This window comes from Melioribacteraceae bacterium 4301-Me (assembly GCA_041538185.1).
In the GTDB taxonomy this organism is placed as follows: domain Bacteria; phylum Bacteroidota; class Ignavibacteria; order Ignavibacteriales; family Melioribacteraceae; genus Pyranulibacter; species Pyranulibacter aquaticus.
In genome coordinates this window covers 286,264-302,375 of record JBGORM010000003.1, presented here as the reverse complement: position 1 = coordinate 302,375, position 16,112 = coordinate 286,264, and the positions used below count along the sequence as shown (strand labels likewise).

Genomic DNA, 16,112 nt, shown 5'->3' with positions numbered 1-16,112 from the left:
ATTTTATGAATTTAGCAATTATTGGCGCAGGAGAGAGTTCAAGATTGAAAGCAGAGGGCTTGAAAATTCCCAAGCACTTGATAAAATTAAATGGCGAATACCTCATTGAAAGAATTATAAGAATAGGCGGAGAAAAAGGATTCGATAAGGTTTTTTGTATAATAAATTCACACGAACCTGAACTTAAAAATTATTTGCTTAATCATAAGTTTAATATCTCCGTAAGTCTTATAGTTAAAGATACTGAAAGTTCAATGCACAGCTTATTTGAAATGTCACAGTATCTTTCAAATGAACCTTTTTGTTTAGCAACCACTGATACTGTCTTCTTAGAAAATGAATTCTCTAACTTTATCAATTACTGCAAATCAACTGAAAAAATAGATGGAATACTTGCAATAACAAAATTTATTGATGATGAAAAACCATTATGCGTTAGCTTAGATAATGAAAACAACATAATAAATTTCAGCGATTCAAAGGAAGGTTATTTTTGGGCTACCGGCGGAATCTATTACTTTTCAAACAGAATTTTTGAACTATTGCCAGAAGCACTGAACTTGGGAATTGCCAGACTAAGAAATTTCCTGCGCCTACTTATTAGAAATAATTACAAATTAAAAGCCTACTCATTTTCAAAAATTGTCGATATAGATCATGTTAAAGACATAAAAATTGCCGAAGAACTCATATCATCCTATCACGCTCAATTAGAGGAGAAAAAATAAGTTGACCCGATTTCAGTACATGATATATGGCCTTCAAGAGTTCTCACTGTTAATAAAAGATATAAGTGTTCATTTCAAATCAGTAAAAGATAACTGGGAGGAAACTCTTCAAGAGATGTACTTAATTGGTACAAGGTCATTTTTCCTAATTTTTCTTGGTGGTTTGTTCACTGGTGTAATTCTTGCAATTGAGACTGGACATCAATTGGAAACATTTGGCGCTACTGCTTGGATAGCTAAGACGGTTTCATTAGGTATGGTTCGTGAACTTGGACCAGTAATTACAGGTTTATTATTAGCTGCAAGAACAGGTGCTAAAAACACATCAGAAATAGGCGCTATGCAGCTTAGCGAGCAAATAGATGCATTGAAAGCATTTGGTGCTAACCCAATAGAAAAGCTGGCGGTGCCAAGAACTATAGCTGCACTTACTATGTTTTTGCCATTAACATTAATTGCAGATATTGTAGGAATTGTAGGGGGAATGCTAGTTTCTAATCAAACTTTCAATAGCGATATAAATGTTTTTTGGCACACTGCAATTGTCTCCTTAAAAATGAAAGACCTTTTCGTTGGATTCTTAAAGCCATTTTTCTTCGGATTCTTTATAGCAACTATTAGTTGTTATTTTGGACTTACAACTAAAGGAGGAACTACTGGGCTCGGGAAAAATACAATAAACGCCGTAGTCTATTCTTCTGCAATAATATTAGTGATTGACTTTATTTTTACTAAAGTAGTATGGGAGTTACTTTAAATTCTATGATAGAATTAAAAAATATATCTGTGACCTTAAGTGATAATCTTATTTTAAACAATGTTTCACTTACAATTGAAAAGGGGTTGAACACAATTATCCTCGGTCCAAGTGGTGCTGGCAAAAGTTCAATACTAAAAATTATACTTGGCCTATGGTTACCCGATAGCGGCGAGGTTTTATTCGAAGGTAAGAATATATGCAAAATGAGCAAAGAAGAAATCTTGCAAATAAGAAAAAAAATTGGAATGGTATTCCAAGGCAATGCACTTTTCGATTCATTAACAGTAGCTGAAAATATTCTTTACTTTTTACCAGATAAGAAAAAATTCACTGAAAAAGAACTTAAACTTAAAATTGAAGAACTACTTTCATTCGTAAATCTTTCTGGTACTGAAAATTTATATCCAGAAGAATTAAGTGGCGGAATGAAAAAAAGGGTTGCAATCGCAAGAGCATTGGCCTTTAATCCTCAGGTTATACTGTTTGATGAACCAACTACTGGATTGGACCTCATCAACACAGCGTCAGTCCTCGTTTTAATTGATAAGCTAAAACAAAATGGAACTACATCTGTTGTAGTGACACATATTTTAGATGATGCTATTGAGGTGGGCGATAATTTCGTTGTTATTAATGAAGGCGTTATTGTAGGCTCGGGTACGCTAAGTAATATACTGAAATCAGAAAATCCATTTGTTCAAGATTTTTTCAAGAGATTTATTAAAACAAATAATAATCCATTTGTTAGAATATCTAAAGAGGTTTTATAAATGTTAAACAAGAACACCAAAAATTACAAACTAAAAGTAGGCTATACAGTCTTTATTGGACTAGTGATATTTTTCATTTTTATAATAATGGTAGGTACTGAAGGTTATTATTTTTCTAAGACTTATAAGCTTAATTTACTCGTTAAAAATACTGGCGGGCTTATTGAAGGAAGTAAAGTATATTTAGGCGGACTAAAAATTGGACAGATTGACAAAATCGAGTTTACTTCTGTTAACAACCAAAATCTCGTCCTAATCAGATTAAATCTGCTTAAAAAATACTCTCAGCAAATTACTGTTAAATCTTATGCAACAATTGAAACAAGCGGCTTACTTGGAGATAAATTAATTAATATTTCTCTCGGTAATCCAACAGAAAAAGCCCTTAACGAAGGAGATTACTTGCCCGTTAAAGAATCTTTTTCACTTGATAAACTCTCAGATAAAATCGAGCCCTTAATTGAAAATATTGACAAATTCACTTCAAATATAGCCTCTATAACTGATTCACTAAGAAATGAAAAGGAAGGATTTGTCAAATTAATGCTGGGTAAAGAAACCACCAAAAGCTTAGAGAAAATTTTGACTAATCTTAATTCTTTTACGACAAGCATTAACAATAAAAATGGTACGGTAGGAAAACTAATCAATAACGATGAACTTTATTCTAATTTATCAGACTTAACAACAGACCTCAAATCATTAACTGAAACTATTAATTCGGGAAAAGGTACTGTGGGCAAATTAGTTAAAAACGATTCATTATACGCCAATCTAAATAATCTTTCATTTAGGTTAAATAAGGCTTCTGAATCGCTGCAAAATGATTCTACTTTTATTGGCGGAATGATAAAAAACAAAGAGGGCTACAAAAAGCTCTTATCGTTAATAGATGAACTCAACAAACTAATTACAGATATAAAAGAAAATCCAAAAAAGTATGTTAACCTTTCAATATTCTAAATGAGGAAAAATGTTACAAGTTGCAGGAATTAGGAGAGAACAGTTATACTCACCCAACCACGTGGGGAACGATGCACTTATTTTTATGCAAACCGTAGAACAACTTACTGAATTAGGGGTTATTGTAAAAATTTATGAAGAACAGGATTTAGGTACTATTCAAATAAAAGAAAATTTCATTTTCTCAATGGCGCAGGGTGTTGAAGGAACAAAAAGGTTACTTGAATTAGAAGAAAAAGGAAAGTTTATAATTAATTCACCTCGTGGATCTATCAATAGTTACAGAGCAAACATGGTTAAAATTCTGCCTTCAAAAGGAATACCCTTTCCTAAAAGTTATGTTGTTTCTATTGCGGAAAAGAATAAAATCACATTTAAAAGCTTCAATGCACGAAAAATCTGGGTTAAGCGTGGTGATGTTCATGCTGTTCACAGAGAAGATGTTACTTTAGTTTATTCAGAAGATGAACGAAAAAATATATTCCTTGAGTTCGAAAAAAGAGGAATTAAAAAGGCTGTTTTACAAGAACATTTATACGGTGATGTAATAAAGTTTTATTCAATAGTTGGCAGACCATTTTTTCACTGGTACTATTTGAACGGCATTAATCATACCCCATTTGAAGAAGGAAAACTCATAGAGTTAGCAAACAAATCAGCTGTTGCTTTAGGACTGGATATTTACGGCGGGGATGCAGTAGTTTCTGACAACGGAGATATTTCAATAATCGACATAAATGATTGGCCTAGTTTTGCACCTGTAAGAGAAGAAGCAAGTAAACACATTGCAAAATTAATCTTCCAAAAAATAAAAAGTCTGTAAAAAATTATCGATTAAATAAAACGGCAGAGTTATATGGAAACAACTACAACAAAATTTACAAAAATTATTACTGCTATTCCGGGTCCAAAATCATTGCAACTATTTAATGAGGAACAAAACTATATTGCTCCTGGAATACAAACCATAGCTACAAGATCTAAAATTGCCATTGACAAAGGTGAAGGTTGTTTTGTTTACGATGTAGACGGCAACAGATATATTGACTTCTTTGTGGGAGTGGGAGTTGCAAGTCTCGGATATAATCACCCAGTCTACAATAAAATGATGAAAGAGCAACTCGACCACATTCATGTAGGAAGCTTTACTTCGGAAAACAGGGTAAAATTAACTAAACTCTTATCTGAAATAGCAGTTGGTGATTTGAAATGGAGTCAGTTCTACAGCGGTGGGGCTGAGGCGGTTGAAGCTGCACTAAGAATGGCTAAATCTTATACAAAAAAAACAGAATTCATCGGATTTTGGAACGGATTTCACGGTAAAACCCTTGGCGTACTTGGTTTACTTGGCGATAATTTCAAATTTGAACTCGGTCCACTCCCACCAGGCGTATATACTACACCGTATGCAGATTGCAGACATTGCGAATTTAATAAGACTTTCCCTGAATGTAATTGGGAATGTGTTAAACATATTAGAAAAAAAATTCGTCATGAAACGACAAATGATATTGCAGCAATAATTGTAGAACCAATTCAAGGAACTGCAGGTAATGTTGTACCAGCACCTGGATTTTTAAAAGAATTAAGGAAATTAGCAGATGAAATTGGAGCACTATTAATATGCGATGAGATGATTACAGGGTTTGGCAGAACAGGAAAAATGTTCGGGATTCAGCATGAAGATGTTATACCGGATATTATAACAATTGGGAAAGGATTTGGTGGCGGCTTCCCTATTACTGGGGTTATGTCCCGCAAGGAAATAATCTTTGCTAAACCTTTTGGAAACCCCAGCGGAAGTTCTTCAAGTTATGGCGGCAATCCATTAGCATCTACCGCTGCTTATGCAACTGTTAAAACAATTGTTGAAGAAGGATTAGTTGAAAACTCAGCAACAGTTGGCGCTTTTATGCTTGAGAAGTTCAATGAGATGAAATCAAGAATTCCGATTATTGGTGATGTACGTGGTAAAGGATTAATGATTGGAATTGAATTGGTAAAAGAAAAAGATTCAAAAGAAAAACTTGATAAGAAATATACTGAAATGGTCTTTCAGGAATGCTTGAAACGTGGACTAATTGTAATGGGATATAACGCCGACATTCGCGTTTACCCGCCTTTAATTATTAATAAAGAAATTGCTGAAGAGGGAATCCAAATTATGGAGGAAGCTTTTACCTATGTTGCTGAACAAATACAAAATTGAATCAACATATAAATCATTAGATACAGAAGAGTTCTTAGATAAAATTTTTTACCGCAGAATTGGTTATGGAATGGCAGTAATATCCAAAGCAATTGGTATCACTCCAAATACCATAACTCTAACTAGTGTATTTTTTGGCGTTATTGCTGGACATTTATTTTTTTACCGAAACATTATTATAAATTTAATCGGCGTACTCCTACTTATTACAGCTGAAGCGATGGACGGTGCAGATGGTCAATTAGCCCGGCTTACAAATACTTACTCACGTTACGGGAGAATATTCGATGGCTTCGCAGGCAATCTGTGGTTTATTAGCATTTACCTTCACATGTCAGCAAGATACGTAGTTGAAGGTGGAACAGCAAATATATTTATCATTGCTTTAATCTCTGGCATTAGCCATTCATTCCAAAGTGCAATGGCTGATTATTACAGAATATTTTATTTGTACTTCACTCAAAACAAAAATAATGATATTGACGATATTAATGAGGTTAGAGAATCTTATGCGAAACTAAGTTGGATTAAAACACCAATTAAAAAATTACTCTTAAGAGTATATATAAATTATTTGCGTCAACAGCATCTCCTATCAAAAAGTGTTAGAAAACTTTATAAGCATACAATCGAATATTTCAATGGACAAATGCCTTCCTGGTTCGTTAATGAGTACAGAAAATACAACAAACCAATGATAAAATACCAGAACATTTTGACTACTAATACTCGGATGATTGTTTTATTCATTGCATTATTTTGGGGAAATATTCTACACTATTTTCTTTTTGAGTTAATAATACTAAATATTCTGCTTGTTTACTTTGTAATTAAAGAAGAAAAAATCCACTCTTATCTGCTTAGTTTTACACAGAACAAAACAGGAACCGACCATGTTTAATGGTGCAATTGTAGGATTCGGAAAAATAGCAAGGACTAATCATTTAAGTGCGTTTTGCTCTGATAAACTAAAGGATAAAATCAATATTACTTCAGTTGTAGAAATTGACAAAGACACAAGAGAAAAAAGCGAAAAAGAATTCAGTCACATAAAATTTTATGAATCGTTAGACGAAATGTACTCTAAAGAAAAAATTGATTTTATTGATATTACTACACCGCCAAACTATCATAAGGAAATAATAAACTGGGCGGTAGAAAAAAAACTCCATGTTATATGTGAAAAACCTTTCACAATTTCTTACGAAGAAGCGAATGAAGTTTATAGAAAAATTATCAATTCCAACATCTTTTTCATTCCATGCCATCAATATAAATACTCTCCTCTTTGGCAGGAATACAAATCTTTTTTAAAAGAATTAGAAGACAAATCCAAAGTACTTTTACAATTTAATGTCTTCAGGGCAGGGGCAGACAAGGGATTGAACCCAACTTCGTCCCCTTGGCGATTAAATAAAAAAATTAGCGGCGGAGGGATTTTAAGTGATATTGGCTTCCATTATTTATACTTATCCACATGGCTCTTAGGAAAACCCAATAAAGTTACAACAATTAATTACAATCTTGCCCACAATACTTTTAACGTAGAAGATAGTTCAGAAACTATTTTGGAATTTGATAAAGGTGTTGTCCAAATTAATCTCACTTGGGCTTATCATTCTCGATTGAACGAAGCTAAATTAATCTCTAATAATGGAAGCATTTTTTACTACGGAAACGACCACGCAATAAAAATTAAAAATGGTAAAGAAGAAAAAATTCCCGTGCCTAATGTTTCGGATAAGTCAAACTACACTAAACTTTACGAAGAGCTGTTTCTTGATTTTATAACCGCTTTAGAAAAAAAAGATTACCATAAAAATGGACTAACAGAGGCTTACTACACAACTTATTTATTAGATAAATGTTATGAATCTTCCAGTACAAGAAGAACAATTGCATTATTAAATGAATAAAAAATTCAGACTCATACTGCTCTTGGTTGGTATAGGCATTTTTACCTATTTAGTAATTGATTTTGGAGTAGAAAACATTATTGTCAATTTGCATAAAACTGGATGGTATTTCATTCCTGTCATCACTATTTGGGCTTTCGTATATTTATTTAACTCTTTTGCTTGGAAATTAATTATAGGTAACAACAACAATATACCCTTTCACAAAATAATATCTATAACCATCAGTGGATTTGCTCTCAACTATATAACTCCATCAATTGCCGTTGGTGGAGAACCATACCGAATAGCAGAACTAAAAAATCTAATTGGCACAAGCAGAGCAGTGTCTGTTACTTTACTTTATACAATGATTCATATTCTTTCTTCATTTCTTTTTTGGATGATTATAATTTTACTGGCCTTAGCTTCACTTGCTCTTTCTCCAATTACAAAAATTATTCTTATCTCTGTCCTTTTGCTTTTTTCCATTGTTGTATATTTAATTATAATGCGTCACAAAAAAGGAATTGTAAATTCATTATTAAACGTAACGTTAAAAATTCCTTTTGTAAAAAAATTAACAGCACCACTTTCAAGTAAAGTTACTTCAATACAAAAAGTAGATTACTATATAACAGAGCTTTATTTAAATCGAAGAAGAAAATTTTATCAGGCACTTTCATGGGAAATTTTAGCAAGAATAATCGGTTCACTTGAAAATCTTTTCATACTAAAAGCAATTGGAATAGACATCACCTTTCCTGAAGCCCTGTATATAAGTGCAGTTTCTACTTTTATCATAAACCTATTTTTCTTTATGCCCATGGAGTTAGGCTCAAGAGAAGGTGGATTAGCTTTAGTGCTGGGAACCATTAAAATCTCTTCAGCTCTCGGCATTTATGTTGGCTTAGTAAATAGAATACGTGAGCTGTTCTGGATTTTAATCGGTCTAATTTTAATTGCACTAAGCGGCAAAAAATTAAACAAAGAACTACTAAAAGAAATAGAATATGAAAAAAGCAATTCTGTTTGATTACGGTGGAACTTTGGACACCGATGGTATTCACTGGTTCGAAAAGTTTTACGAAGCTTACCATCATTTTCGTGTTCCTATTGTAAAAGAAAATTTAAGAGAAGCTTTTGTGTATGCAGAAAAAAAATGCTCTTTGGTAATAGAACGTGAATTCGGTCTAAGAAAAACTTTAAAATATAAAATCGAATTTCAGTTGGAATACCTATATAAGAATTTTTATTTATCAAACGTTTATGATTTTATTATAGATGAGATTACAGAATACTGTTACTTATCTGTAATTAAAAATGTAAATGCATCAAAAATAATTTTGGAGTCATTATCTTCAACTTACAAGCTGGGAATTATATCTAATTACTATGGAAATTTAGAGACCGAATTAGAAGAACTGTCACTGAAAAAATATTTTAAAGTTATCATTGACTCAGCCGTTGTGGGAGTAAGAAAGCCCGATTTAAAAATTTTTGAAATAGCAATCAATCAAACAAATGCTTTACCTTCTGAAACTATTGTAATTGGCGATTCATACGAAAAGGATATATCACCTGCCAAATTACTAGGCTGCTTTACAATTTGGATAAACAATAAAGGATGGTCAATACCACAAGAAACAAAAGATGCTGACCTAATAATTAAAACAATAATGGAGTTGCCAGATGCACTAACTAAGACAAATTAAATAAATTTTAAAATTTACATAAGGAGAGAGAGATGAAACCAAATCAAATTCAAAAGCCTGAAGGCAAATTAGGTGTTTTAATTGTAGGACTAAATGGAGCTGTATCAACTACTTTTTTGGCTGGGGTTCACTCAGTTAGAAAAGGATTAGCTAAACCAATAGGTTCATTGACTCAAATTGGTACTATCAGAATTGGGAAAAGATCTGATAATAACTTCCCCTTAATCAAAGATTTTGTTCCCTTAGCTTCAATTAATGACTTAGTATTTGGAGGCTGGGACATACGAGATGAAAATTGCTATGAGGCCGCAAAATATGCAAAGGTACTTTACGATTCAGACCTCAACAATGTAGCCGAAGAATTAAAATTATTGAAACCTATGAAAGGCGTTTTCGATAAAAACTATGTGAAGAGGTTAAATGGCAACTACGTAAAAGAAGGAAATAATAAATATGAACTAATGATGAAATTAAGAGATGACATTCGAAAATTTAAGGAATCAAATTCATGTGATAGGTTAGTAGTCATTTGGTCCGCTAGTACCGAAACTTACATTCCTCTTAGCGAAGTTCATCAAAGTAAAGATGCCTTTATTAAAGGAATGCAGGAGAATCACCCCGATATTTCACCAAGCATGCTTTATGCCTATGCCGCTGTATCTGAAGGTGTGCCGTATGTAAATGGCTCGCCTAATTTAAGTTCTGACATCCCAGCCATAGTTGAATTAGCAAATGAGATGAATGTACCGCTTGCAGGGAAAGATTTTAAAACAGGACAAACCCTAGTTAAGACAGTTATAGCCCCAATGTTAAAAGCTAGATTATTAGGATTAAGCGGATGGTTCTCAACAAACATCTTAGGTAATAGAGATGGTGAAGTCCTGGATGACCCCGGCTCATTTAAAACTAAAGAAGAAAGCAAGCTTTCTGTTATTGATTCAATATTACAACCAAGTTTGTATCCTGACTTATATGGCAACTATTTTCATAAAGTTAGAATAAATTATTATCCACCGCGAGGAGATAACAAAGAAGGATGGGATAATATTGATATTTTTGGATGGCTTGGATATCAGATGCAGTTAAAAATTAATTTCCTTTGCCGCGACTCTATTTTAGCGGCTCCTATTGTATTAGACTTGGTTTTATTTGCTGACCTTGCACAACGAAGCAGCATGAAAGGAATTCAAGAATGGATGTCGTTATTCTTCAAAAGTCCAATACATTCCCCTAATGTTATCCCAGAACACGATTTATTTATCCAAATGATGAAACTAAAAAATACATTACGAAATTTGATGAACGAACCTCTTATAACTCATCTAGATTCTAATGGAGTTCAACATATTGTTGAAATCCCGGAATTTTATGACTGACTTAACTAAACATAAAAATAGGGGCTGGTAAATTCAGCCCCTATCTGCTTTACTTTTTTGAAACTATCTCGCTGCTTCTTTTTTTGTATCAAATATAAAAATCAGAAATTATTTTTTAGGACCAATCATTTTTTCTGGTCTAACAATTTCATCAAATTTTTCTGCTGTTAAAAGTCCAAGTTCAACAGCAGCTTCTTTTAATGTCTTATCCTCTTTGTGTGCTTTTTTTGCCACCTTTGCAGCATTATCATAACCAATTATCGGATTTAAAGCTGTAACCAGCATTAAAGAATTCTCAAGGTTCTTCTTTATGTTCTTTAGATTCGGCTTTATTCCTACAACGCAATTATCCGTAAAACTTTCGCATGCATCAGCAAGCAATCTAATAGACTGTAAGAAATTAAATGCAATAACAGGCATAAAAACATTTAATTCAAAATTACCACTTGCTCCAGCAAAATTAATCGTAACATCGTTACCAAAAACCTGATAACAAACCATTGTCATTGCTTCTGCTTGAGTTGGATTAACTTTGCCGGGCATTATTGAACTTCCCGGCTCATTCTCAGGCAAGATAATCTCGCCTATTCCGCAGCGAGGACCTGAGCCGAGCCACCTAATATCATTTGCAATTTTGACTAAAGATGCTGCTAAAGTTTTTAATACACCATGCATCTCAACTATAGCATCTTTGCCTGCCATAGCCTCAAATTTATTGGGAGCAGTTTTAAATTCTTTTCCAGTTAATTCAGAAATCTTTTTTGCAACCCTTTCAGCATAATCCCCTACTGTGTTTAGTCCCGTTCCTACGGCAGTGCCGCCTAATGGAATTTCAAGCAGTCTTTTTAAACTATCTTTAATTCTTTCTAAACCGTTAGTAAGCTGTTGTGCATAACCAGAGAATTCATTCCCCAAAGTAAGGGGTGTAGCATCCATTAAATGTGTTCGGCCAATTTTAATAATATCTTTAAATTCATCAGCTTTTACTGCAAGTGCATCTCTTAACTTTGTTACCATTGGTATTAAACGCCGAAAAATCTCCTCCACTGCTGCAATATGAATTGCTGTTGGGAAAGCATCGTTAGTTGATTGTGATTTGTTAACATCATCATTTGGATGAATAGGCTTTTTACTTCCCATTTGTCCGCCAGCCATTTCAATAGCACGATTGGAAATTACTTCATTAACATTCATATTGGTTTGAGTTCCACTGCCTGTTTGCCAAACAACAAGCGGGAAATGGTCATTTAATTTTCCTTCAATTACTTCATCTGCAGCTTTTACAATTAATTCGGCTTTTTCAGAAGATAACGTCCCTAATTCTTGGTTAGTAAGAGCTGCTGCTTTTTTAACTATGGCTAACGCTCGAATTAATTCAAAAGGAAACCTTTCTCCGCCTATTTTAAAGTTCATTAATGACCTTGCAGTCTGAGCACCATAATATTTGTCAACAGGGACTTTTACTTCTCCCATGCTATCTGTTTCAATTCTAAATTCCATTTTTTTCTCCAATTTAATTTCATTTTATTATTAAATCAAAATTAAGTCAATCATATCTGAAATTCAATTCATTCCATTTTTTGGTTTTTAATTCAACCCAAATTTTCTATCAGCATGCTGAGAGGTTAGGGAAATTTAGGTTAAACAGATTTTGAGGTTAAATTAGGTTAGCAATTTTTATCTCTAATTCAAAGGGATATTCTCAATTCTTCTTGCACCTACATAACGTTGTTTATAGTATGGTTCATCCAAAGTTGAAATAGTTACGCCCAAAGAACGGCTTGCGTGAACAAATTTATCATCGCCCAAGTAAATGCCGACATGCCCTGGATAGCTTTTTCGTGTTGTATTAAAAAAAATTAAATCACCAAATTGCAAATCATTTTTGTTATTCACTTTTTTGCCCACTTTAAATTGTTCACTTGCAGTTCGTGGGAGCTCAATTGATACAGAAGATTCAAAAATTTCTCTCGTAAAGGCTGAGCAGTCGATGCCATTATCAGAATTACCACCATACTTATATGGTGTATCAATAAATTTAATTATTTCGAATAAGATTTTTTCGCGAGGAGTGAGGGCTACGTTAAAGCTTTTAAGCTTTTCATAATTTTCAATAAATTTTTTTGTTTCGAATGGGCTGTCAGAATTTTGAGGTGGGGGCACATCAAACTCAGTGCTATCGCTTGTTTGGTTATCATAAACTGATATTTCTGGTCCGTTATTTAATGAGGAAGTAGTAATAAAGTCGTTTGCAGTATCTTTTACAGCTCCATTTTTTTCCGAAGTAAATTTAACAGAATTGGAGTTTGACTTCTCCTCGCTTTCGTTAGATTTAGAATATCTTTCTGAATAAGAAGAGGAAGAACACGATAAAACAAGAAAAATGAACACTGGCCACAAAATTAAAATAAATGACTTAGTGTTTTTCACAGTTTATTTTCAACCTAAATAAGCTCTTAAATTTTTACTTCTTGATGCGTGTCGTAATCTGCGAATTGCTTTCTCTTTAATTTGACGTACTCTTTCTCTTGTCAAATTAAACTTTTCCCCTATTTCTTCGAGTGTTAGGGAGTGTTCTTTGTTTAGGCCAAAATAAAGTTTAACTACTTCAGCTTCTCTTTCAGTTAAAGTAGATAAAGCGCGTTCAATTTCTCTTCTGAGGGAATCCGACATTAATAAATAATCAGGTGAGGGCTGCTCTTCATTTTCAAGAACATCAAGCAAGCGATTTTCTTCTCCTTGAACGAAAGGCGCATCCATAGAGATATGCCTACCAGAAATTCTAAGAGCATCTGAAACTTCAGAAATATCCATATCAAGTTCTGAAGCCAGCTCATGAGCGCTGGGTTCTCTTTCGAACTCTTGCTCTAAATTGCTGTAGGCTTTGCCAATTTTATTAAGTGCACCCACTCTGTTTAATGGAAGTCTAACTATTCTTGATTGTTCAGCTAAAGCTTGTAAAATTGATTGCCTAATCCACCACACAGCATAGGAGATAAACTTAAATCCTCTTGTTTCATCAAACCTTTTTGCAGCTTTGATTAATCCTAAATTACCTTCATTAATCAAATCACCAAGAGATAATCCTTGATTTTGATATTGTTTAGCAACGCTAACAACAAATCTCAAGTTTGCTTTAACTAATTTTTCAAGTGCCTTTTGGTCGTTCTTTTTTATTCTAATAGCAAGTTCAATTTCTTCTTCGGGAGTAAGAAGATCGACCTTGCCTATTTCCTGTAAATACTTATCTAACGATTGACTTTCTCTGTTGGTATATTGTTTAGTAATTTTCACGGCACATCCTCCTTATTTGTTAATATTAATAGAATCTACGATACCAACTATAGAAGCATCAACGGGTGCCATATCTACATCGAGTGGAATTACCGCCTCACTTGCTGTTACATAATAAATTACTTCGCCTGGCCCTGCACCAATAGTATCGAGTGCAATAATTGGCTCACCAATTTTTTCATTTTCTGAATTGATAGGTTGTACTAATTGCATTTTATAACCAGTTACAGTGCTATACTTTCTTGTCGCCCAAATTGTACCAATAATTTTACCAAGATACATTATGCATCCGCAGTTTCTTCTATTTTTTCTTTGATGGCTATATCAAGCTTATCTACAATAGCCATAATAACAGCATCTACAGGCTTGTTTTTTGTAAATGTTGTTTGTCTTGCTGAAGAACCCTGAGCAACAAGCACAACCTCACCTACACCAGCTCCAACAGAATCTACGGCTACTACTGTCGCTTCTTTTGGTGTAAGGTCTAAATTAAGGTGGCGCACAATGAGAAACTTGGCACCAACTAAATTTTCATCTTTGCGGGTCGACCAAACAGTTCCAATAACTTTTCCTAATATCAAATTAACCTCGTAATTGTTCTAATGAAATAATTTTTAATCCAGTCTTTTTGTATCTCGAAGTTTGACCTGTTAGAATTGGCAACTTATTATTTTTTGCAACACTACAAAATAATGCATCTCGTACTGTCGCAACTTTATTAAAAAATTCTGAAACGTTCAAACTGTATCGTGAATTTATTCCTAAAATTTTTAACGACTTCATAAGAGAATCTACAGCTTCCTTTTCAAAATCTTCCTTTGCAAAAAAATATAATTCGGAAGAATTCAATACAGTAGTAAAACATACACCTTTCATCATAGCAATTTCAAGATAAGAAAATGAATTCCCATTGTAAGTTAAATGGTCAATTAAAACATCTGTTTCTATAAGATATTGACGAACGCTCCTCATTAAAATTTCACTTTCTTTTTAAATTTGTTTGGTAATCTACCTTTACTTTTCAAAAAATCGAAAATTATATTTTCTGGTAATGATTGTAACTTTTTAATTTTGCTAATAATTTTTTGTTCGGCTTTATCAATTGTCGGGACAGCATAAATATCTACTTTTATTTCTTTCACATTACTTTTTCTTAGTTCGCTTAATTTATCAAAAGGCAGTATAATACTGCCATCATCTTTAATTTTCGATTTAAATGACAACATAATTTTTTGGTTAGATTTCAAGAAAACTTTCTCCCATTAAATTGTTATTTATTTTAAAAAAATGTGCTACAGTTTGAGCTACATCAGAAAAAGTTTTTCTTGTACCAAGATTTTTACCCGGTACACCTTTTTGGAAATAAAGTAGTGGAACGTATTCTCTGCTATGGTCTGTGCTTGTAGAAGTAGGATCATTACCATGATCTGCAGTAATAATAAGTTTATCACTATCATCTAAAATATCTAATATAGTTTGTAAATGATTATCAAACTCTTGCAATGCCCTATAAAATCCTTCTGGGTCTAAGCGATGACCATAGTAAACATCAAAATCAACAAGGTTAGCAAAAATAAAACTATTATTTTCTTTCTTTGTATTGTCAATTATTTTTTGGATACCTTCAGCATTGCTTTTAGTCTTTTCTTGTTTAGCAATGCCTCGGTAATTAAAAAGATCATTAACCTTACCAATTCCAATTGTTTGTATTCCAGCATCGTATAAATAGTCTAAAATAGTTGGACTAAAAGGATCCAGCGAAAAATCTTTTCTATTTGTAGTTCTAGTGAAACTGCCTGGTTTACCCACAAATGGTCTGGCAATTACTCTTCCCACAGCATTTTCATCAACCAAAACTTTTTTGCGGGCAATTGAACAAATTTCATATAGACGTTGTAATGGAATAACTTCTTCGTGAGCTGCAATTTGAAAAACTGAATCTGCTGAAGTATAAACAATTGGATAAGAAGTTTTAAGATGCTCTTCACCTAACTCTTTTATAATCTCAGTGCCAGACGCAGCTTTATTACCTAAAATTCCCCCAACTTTAGTTTCTGAAATAAATTTATCGATAATGTTTTTAGGGAAGCCGTTAGGAAATAAAGGAAATTCTTTGTCTACTTTTAAGCCTCCCAATTCCCAGTGACCTGTTGTAGAGTCTTTTCCTATTGATACTTCAGCCATTTTGCCATAGGATGCTAGCGGGAATTTTTGTGACTGCAAGCCTTTAATTGGTTTAATATTGCCAAGTCCAAGTAAAGTGAGGTTAGGCAGTGACAATCCTCCAAGTTTATCGGCCATATTACCCAACGTATCACTTCCTTTATCGTTATATTTCTCAGCGTCGGGCAGTTCGCCAATTCCAACACCATCAAGTACAATTACAATAAAGTTTTTCATAA

General features: G+C 33.3%; 19 protein-coding genes. 11 read left to right on the top strand and 8 right to left on the bottom strand.

Annotation, left to right across the window (positions count from 1 at the left end):
• The first annotated feature begins 5 nt into the window (after window positions 1-5).
• Genes ABRY23_07450 through ABRY23_07400 form a run of 11 tightly spaced genes read left to right on the top strand, consistent with a single transcriptional unit; the run spans window position 6 to window position 10,416 of the window.
• Window positions 6-728 (top strand): NTP transferase domain-containing protein, encoded by a 723-nt coding sequence (locus ABRY23_07450; GenBank protein MFA3782880.1) that lies wholly within the window; start codon window positions 6-8, stop codon window positions 726-728.
• Between the two features lies 1 nt (window position 729).
• On the top strand, window positions 730-1,485 hold the full coding sequence (locus ABRY23_07445; protein ID MFA3782879.1) for an MlaE family ABC transporter permease: 756 nt from the start codon (window positions 730-732) through the stop codon (window positions 1,483-1,485).
• 5 nt (window positions 1,486-1,490) lie between these two features.
• Entirely contained in the window at window positions 1,491-2,258 is a 768-nt protein-coding gene (locus ABRY23_07440) for an ABC transporter ATP-binding protein (protein ID MFA3782878.1), read from the top strand.
• The gene (locus tag ABRY23_07435; protein ID MFA3782877.1) at window positions 2,259-3,221 is read left to right on the top strand and encodes an MlaD family protein; all 963 of its coding nucleotides are present in this window, start codon (window positions 2,259-2,261) and stop codon (window positions 3,219-3,221) included.
• Between the two features lie 10 nt (window positions 3,222-3,231).
• Window positions 3,232-4,044 (top strand): hypothetical protein, encoded by an 813-nt coding sequence (locus tag ABRY23_07430; GenBank protein ID MFA3782876.1) that lies wholly within the window; start codon window positions 3,232-3,234, stop codon window positions 4,042-4,044.
• A 33-nt stretch (window positions 4,045-4,077) separates the two neighbouring features.
• Complete coding sequence (locus tag ABRY23_07425; protein MFA3782875.1) at window positions 4,078-5,430, top strand: aspartate aminotransferase family protein; 1,353 nt, start codon at window positions 4,078-4,080, stop codon at window positions 5,428-5,430.
• Window positions 5,405-6,331 (top strand): CDP-alcohol phosphatidyltransferase family protein, encoded by a 927-nt coding sequence (locus ABRY23_07420; protein ID MFA3782874.1) that lies wholly within the window; start codon window positions 5,405-5,407, stop codon window positions 6,329-6,331. Before ABRY23_07425 ends, ABRY23_07420 begins: the two co-directional genes overlap by 26 nt.
• Entirely contained in the window at window positions 6,324-7,346 is a 1,023-nt protein-coding gene (locus tag ABRY23_07415; protein ID MFA3782873.1) for a Gfo/Idh/MocA family protein, read from the top strand. The genes ABRY23_07420 and ABRY23_07415 overlap by 8 nt, the downstream gene beginning before the upstream one ends.
• On the top strand, window positions 7,339-8,361 hold the full coding sequence (locus tag ABRY23_07410) for a lysylphosphatidylglycerol synthase transmembrane domain-containing protein (protein MFA3782872.1): 1,023 nt from the start codon (window positions 7,339-7,341) through the stop codon (window positions 8,359-8,361). Before ABRY23_07415 ends, ABRY23_07410 begins: the two co-directional genes overlap by 8 nt.
• The gene (locus ABRY23_07405; GenBank protein ID MFA3782871.1) at window positions 8,339-9,040 is read left to right on the top strand and encodes an HAD family hydrolase; all 702 of its coding nucleotides are present in this window, start codon (window positions 8,339-8,341) and stop codon (window positions 9,038-9,040) included. Before ABRY23_07410 ends, ABRY23_07405 begins: the two co-directional genes overlap by 23 nt.
• Window positions 9,041-9,072: 32 nt before the next feature.
• Complete coding sequence (locus ABRY23_07400) at window positions 9,073-10,416, top strand: inositol-3-phosphate synthase (GenBank protein MFA3782870.1); 1,344 nt, start codon at window positions 9,073-9,075, stop codon at window positions 10,414-10,416.
• 108 nt (window positions 10,417-10,524) lie between these two features.
• Here the strand turns inward: ABRY23_07400 and fumC are convergent, their stop codons facing one another.
• The 8 genes from fumC to ABRY23_07360 all read right to left on the bottom strand — a co-directional run bounded on the left by fumC (window position 10,525) and on the right by ABRY23_07360 (window position 16,110).
• Window positions 10,525-11,916 (bottom strand): class II fumarate hydratase, encoded by a 1,392-nt coding sequence (gene fumC, locus ABRY23_07395; protein ID MFA3782869.1) that lies wholly within the window; start codon window positions 11,914-11,916, stop codon window positions 10,525-10,527.
• A gap of 183 nt (window positions 11,917-12,099) precedes the next feature.
• Window positions 12,100-12,846: a C40 family peptidase gene (locus ABRY23_07390; protein MFA3782868.1), complete on the bottom strand. Its 747-nt coding sequence runs from the start codon at window positions 12,844-12,846 to the stop codon at window positions 12,100-12,102.
• A 9-nt stretch (window positions 12,847-12,855) separates the two neighbouring features.
• Window positions 12,856-13,710, bottom strand: a complete 855-nt coding sequence (locus ABRY23_07385; protein MFA3782867.1) for an RNA polymerase sigma factor RpoD/SigA — start codon at window positions 13,708-13,710, stop codon at window positions 12,856-12,858.
• Window positions 13,711-13,722: 12 nt separating this feature from the next.
• Complete coding sequence (locus ABRY23_07380; protein MFA3782866.1) at window positions 13,723-13,992, bottom strand: EutN/CcmL family microcompartment protein; 270 nt, start codon at window positions 13,990-13,992, stop codon at window positions 13,723-13,725.
• Entirely contained in the window at window positions 13,992-14,291 is a 300-nt protein-coding gene (locus ABRY23_07375; GenBank protein MFA3782865.1) for a EutN/CcmL family microcompartment protein, read from the bottom strand. Before ABRY23_07375 ends, ABRY23_07380 begins: the two co-directional genes overlap by 1 nt.
• Window position 14,292: 1 nt before the next feature.
• On the bottom strand, window positions 14,293-14,682 hold the full coding sequence (locus tag ABRY23_07370; protein ID MFA3782864.1) for a PIN domain-containing protein: 390 nt from the start codon (window positions 14,680-14,682) through the stop codon (window positions 14,293-14,295).
• Complete coding sequence (locus ABRY23_07365; protein ID MFA3782863.1) at window positions 14,682-14,957, bottom strand: hypothetical protein; 276 nt, start codon at window positions 14,955-14,957, stop codon at window positions 14,682-14,684. The genes ABRY23_07370 and ABRY23_07365 overlap by 1 nt, the downstream gene beginning before the upstream one ends.
• Window positions 14,947-16,110 (bottom strand): phosphopentomutase, encoded by a 1,164-nt coding sequence (locus tag ABRY23_07360; protein MFA3782862.1) that lies wholly within the window; start codon window positions 16,108-16,110, stop codon window positions 14,947-14,949. The genes ABRY23_07365 and ABRY23_07360 overlap by 11 nt, the downstream gene beginning before the upstream one ends.
• Window positions 16,111-16,112: the final 2 nt, after the last annotated feature.

What these genes read in the sequence shown, in the direction of transcription:
- ABRY23_07450 (MFA3782880.1), top strand. Translation starts at nt 6, where the DNA reads ATGAATTTAGCAATTATTGGCGCAGGAGAGAGTTCAAGATTGAAAGCA.
- ABRY23_07440 (MFA3782878.1), top strand. Translation starts at nt 1,491, where the DNA reads ATGATAGAATTAAAAAATATATCTGTGACCTTAAGTGATAATCTTATT.
- ABRY23_07435 (MFA3782877.1), top strand. Translation starts at nt 2,259, where the DNA reads ATGTTAAACAAGAACACCAAAAATTACAAACTAAAAGTAGGCTATACA.
- ABRY23_07430 (MFA3782876.1), top strand. Translation starts at nt 3,232, where the DNA reads ATGTTACAAGTTGCAGGAATTAGGAGAGAACAGTTATACTCACCCAAC.
- ABRY23_07425 (MFA3782875.1), top strand. Translation starts at nt 4,078, where the DNA reads ATGGAAACAACTACAACAAAATTTACAAAAATTATTACTGCTATTCCG.
- ABRY23_07420 (MFA3782874.1), top strand. Translation starts at nt 5,405, where the DNA reads ATGTTGCTGAACAAATACAAAATTGAATCAACATATAAATCATTAGAT.
- ABRY23_07415 (MFA3782873.1), top strand. Translation starts at nt 6,324, where the DNA reads ATGTTTAATGGTGCAATTGTAGGATTCGGAAAAATAGCAAGGACTAAT.
- ABRY23_07410 (MFA3782872.1), top strand. Translation starts at nt 7,339, where the DNA reads ATGAATAAAAAATTCAGACTCATACTGCTCTTGGTTGGTATAGGCATT.
- ABRY23_07405 (MFA3782871.1), top strand. Translation starts at nt 8,339, where the DNA reads ATGAAAAAAGCAATTCTGTTTGATTACGGTGGAACTTTGGACACCGAT.
- ABRY23_07400 (MFA3782870.1), top strand. Translation starts at nt 9,073, where the DNA reads ATGAAACCAAATCAAATTCAAAAGCCTGAAGGCAAATTAGGTGTTTTA.
- fumC (MFA3782869.1), bottom strand. Translation starts at nt 11,916, where the DNA reads ATGGAATTTAGAATTGAAACAGATAGCATGGGAGAAGTAAAAGTCCCT.
- ABRY23_07380 (MFA3782866.1), bottom strand. Translation starts at nt 13,992, where the DNA reads ATGTATCTTGGTAAAATTATTGGTACAATTTGGGCGACAAGAAAGTAT.
- ABRY23_07370 (MFA3782864.1), bottom strand. Translation starts at nt 14,682, where the DNA reads ATGAGGAGCGTTCGTCAATATCTTATAGAAACAGATGTTTTAATTGAC.
- ABRY23_07360 (MFA3782862.1), bottom strand. Translation starts at nt 16,110, where the DNA reads ATGAAAAACTTTATTGTAATTGTACTTGATGGTGTTGGAATTGGCGAA.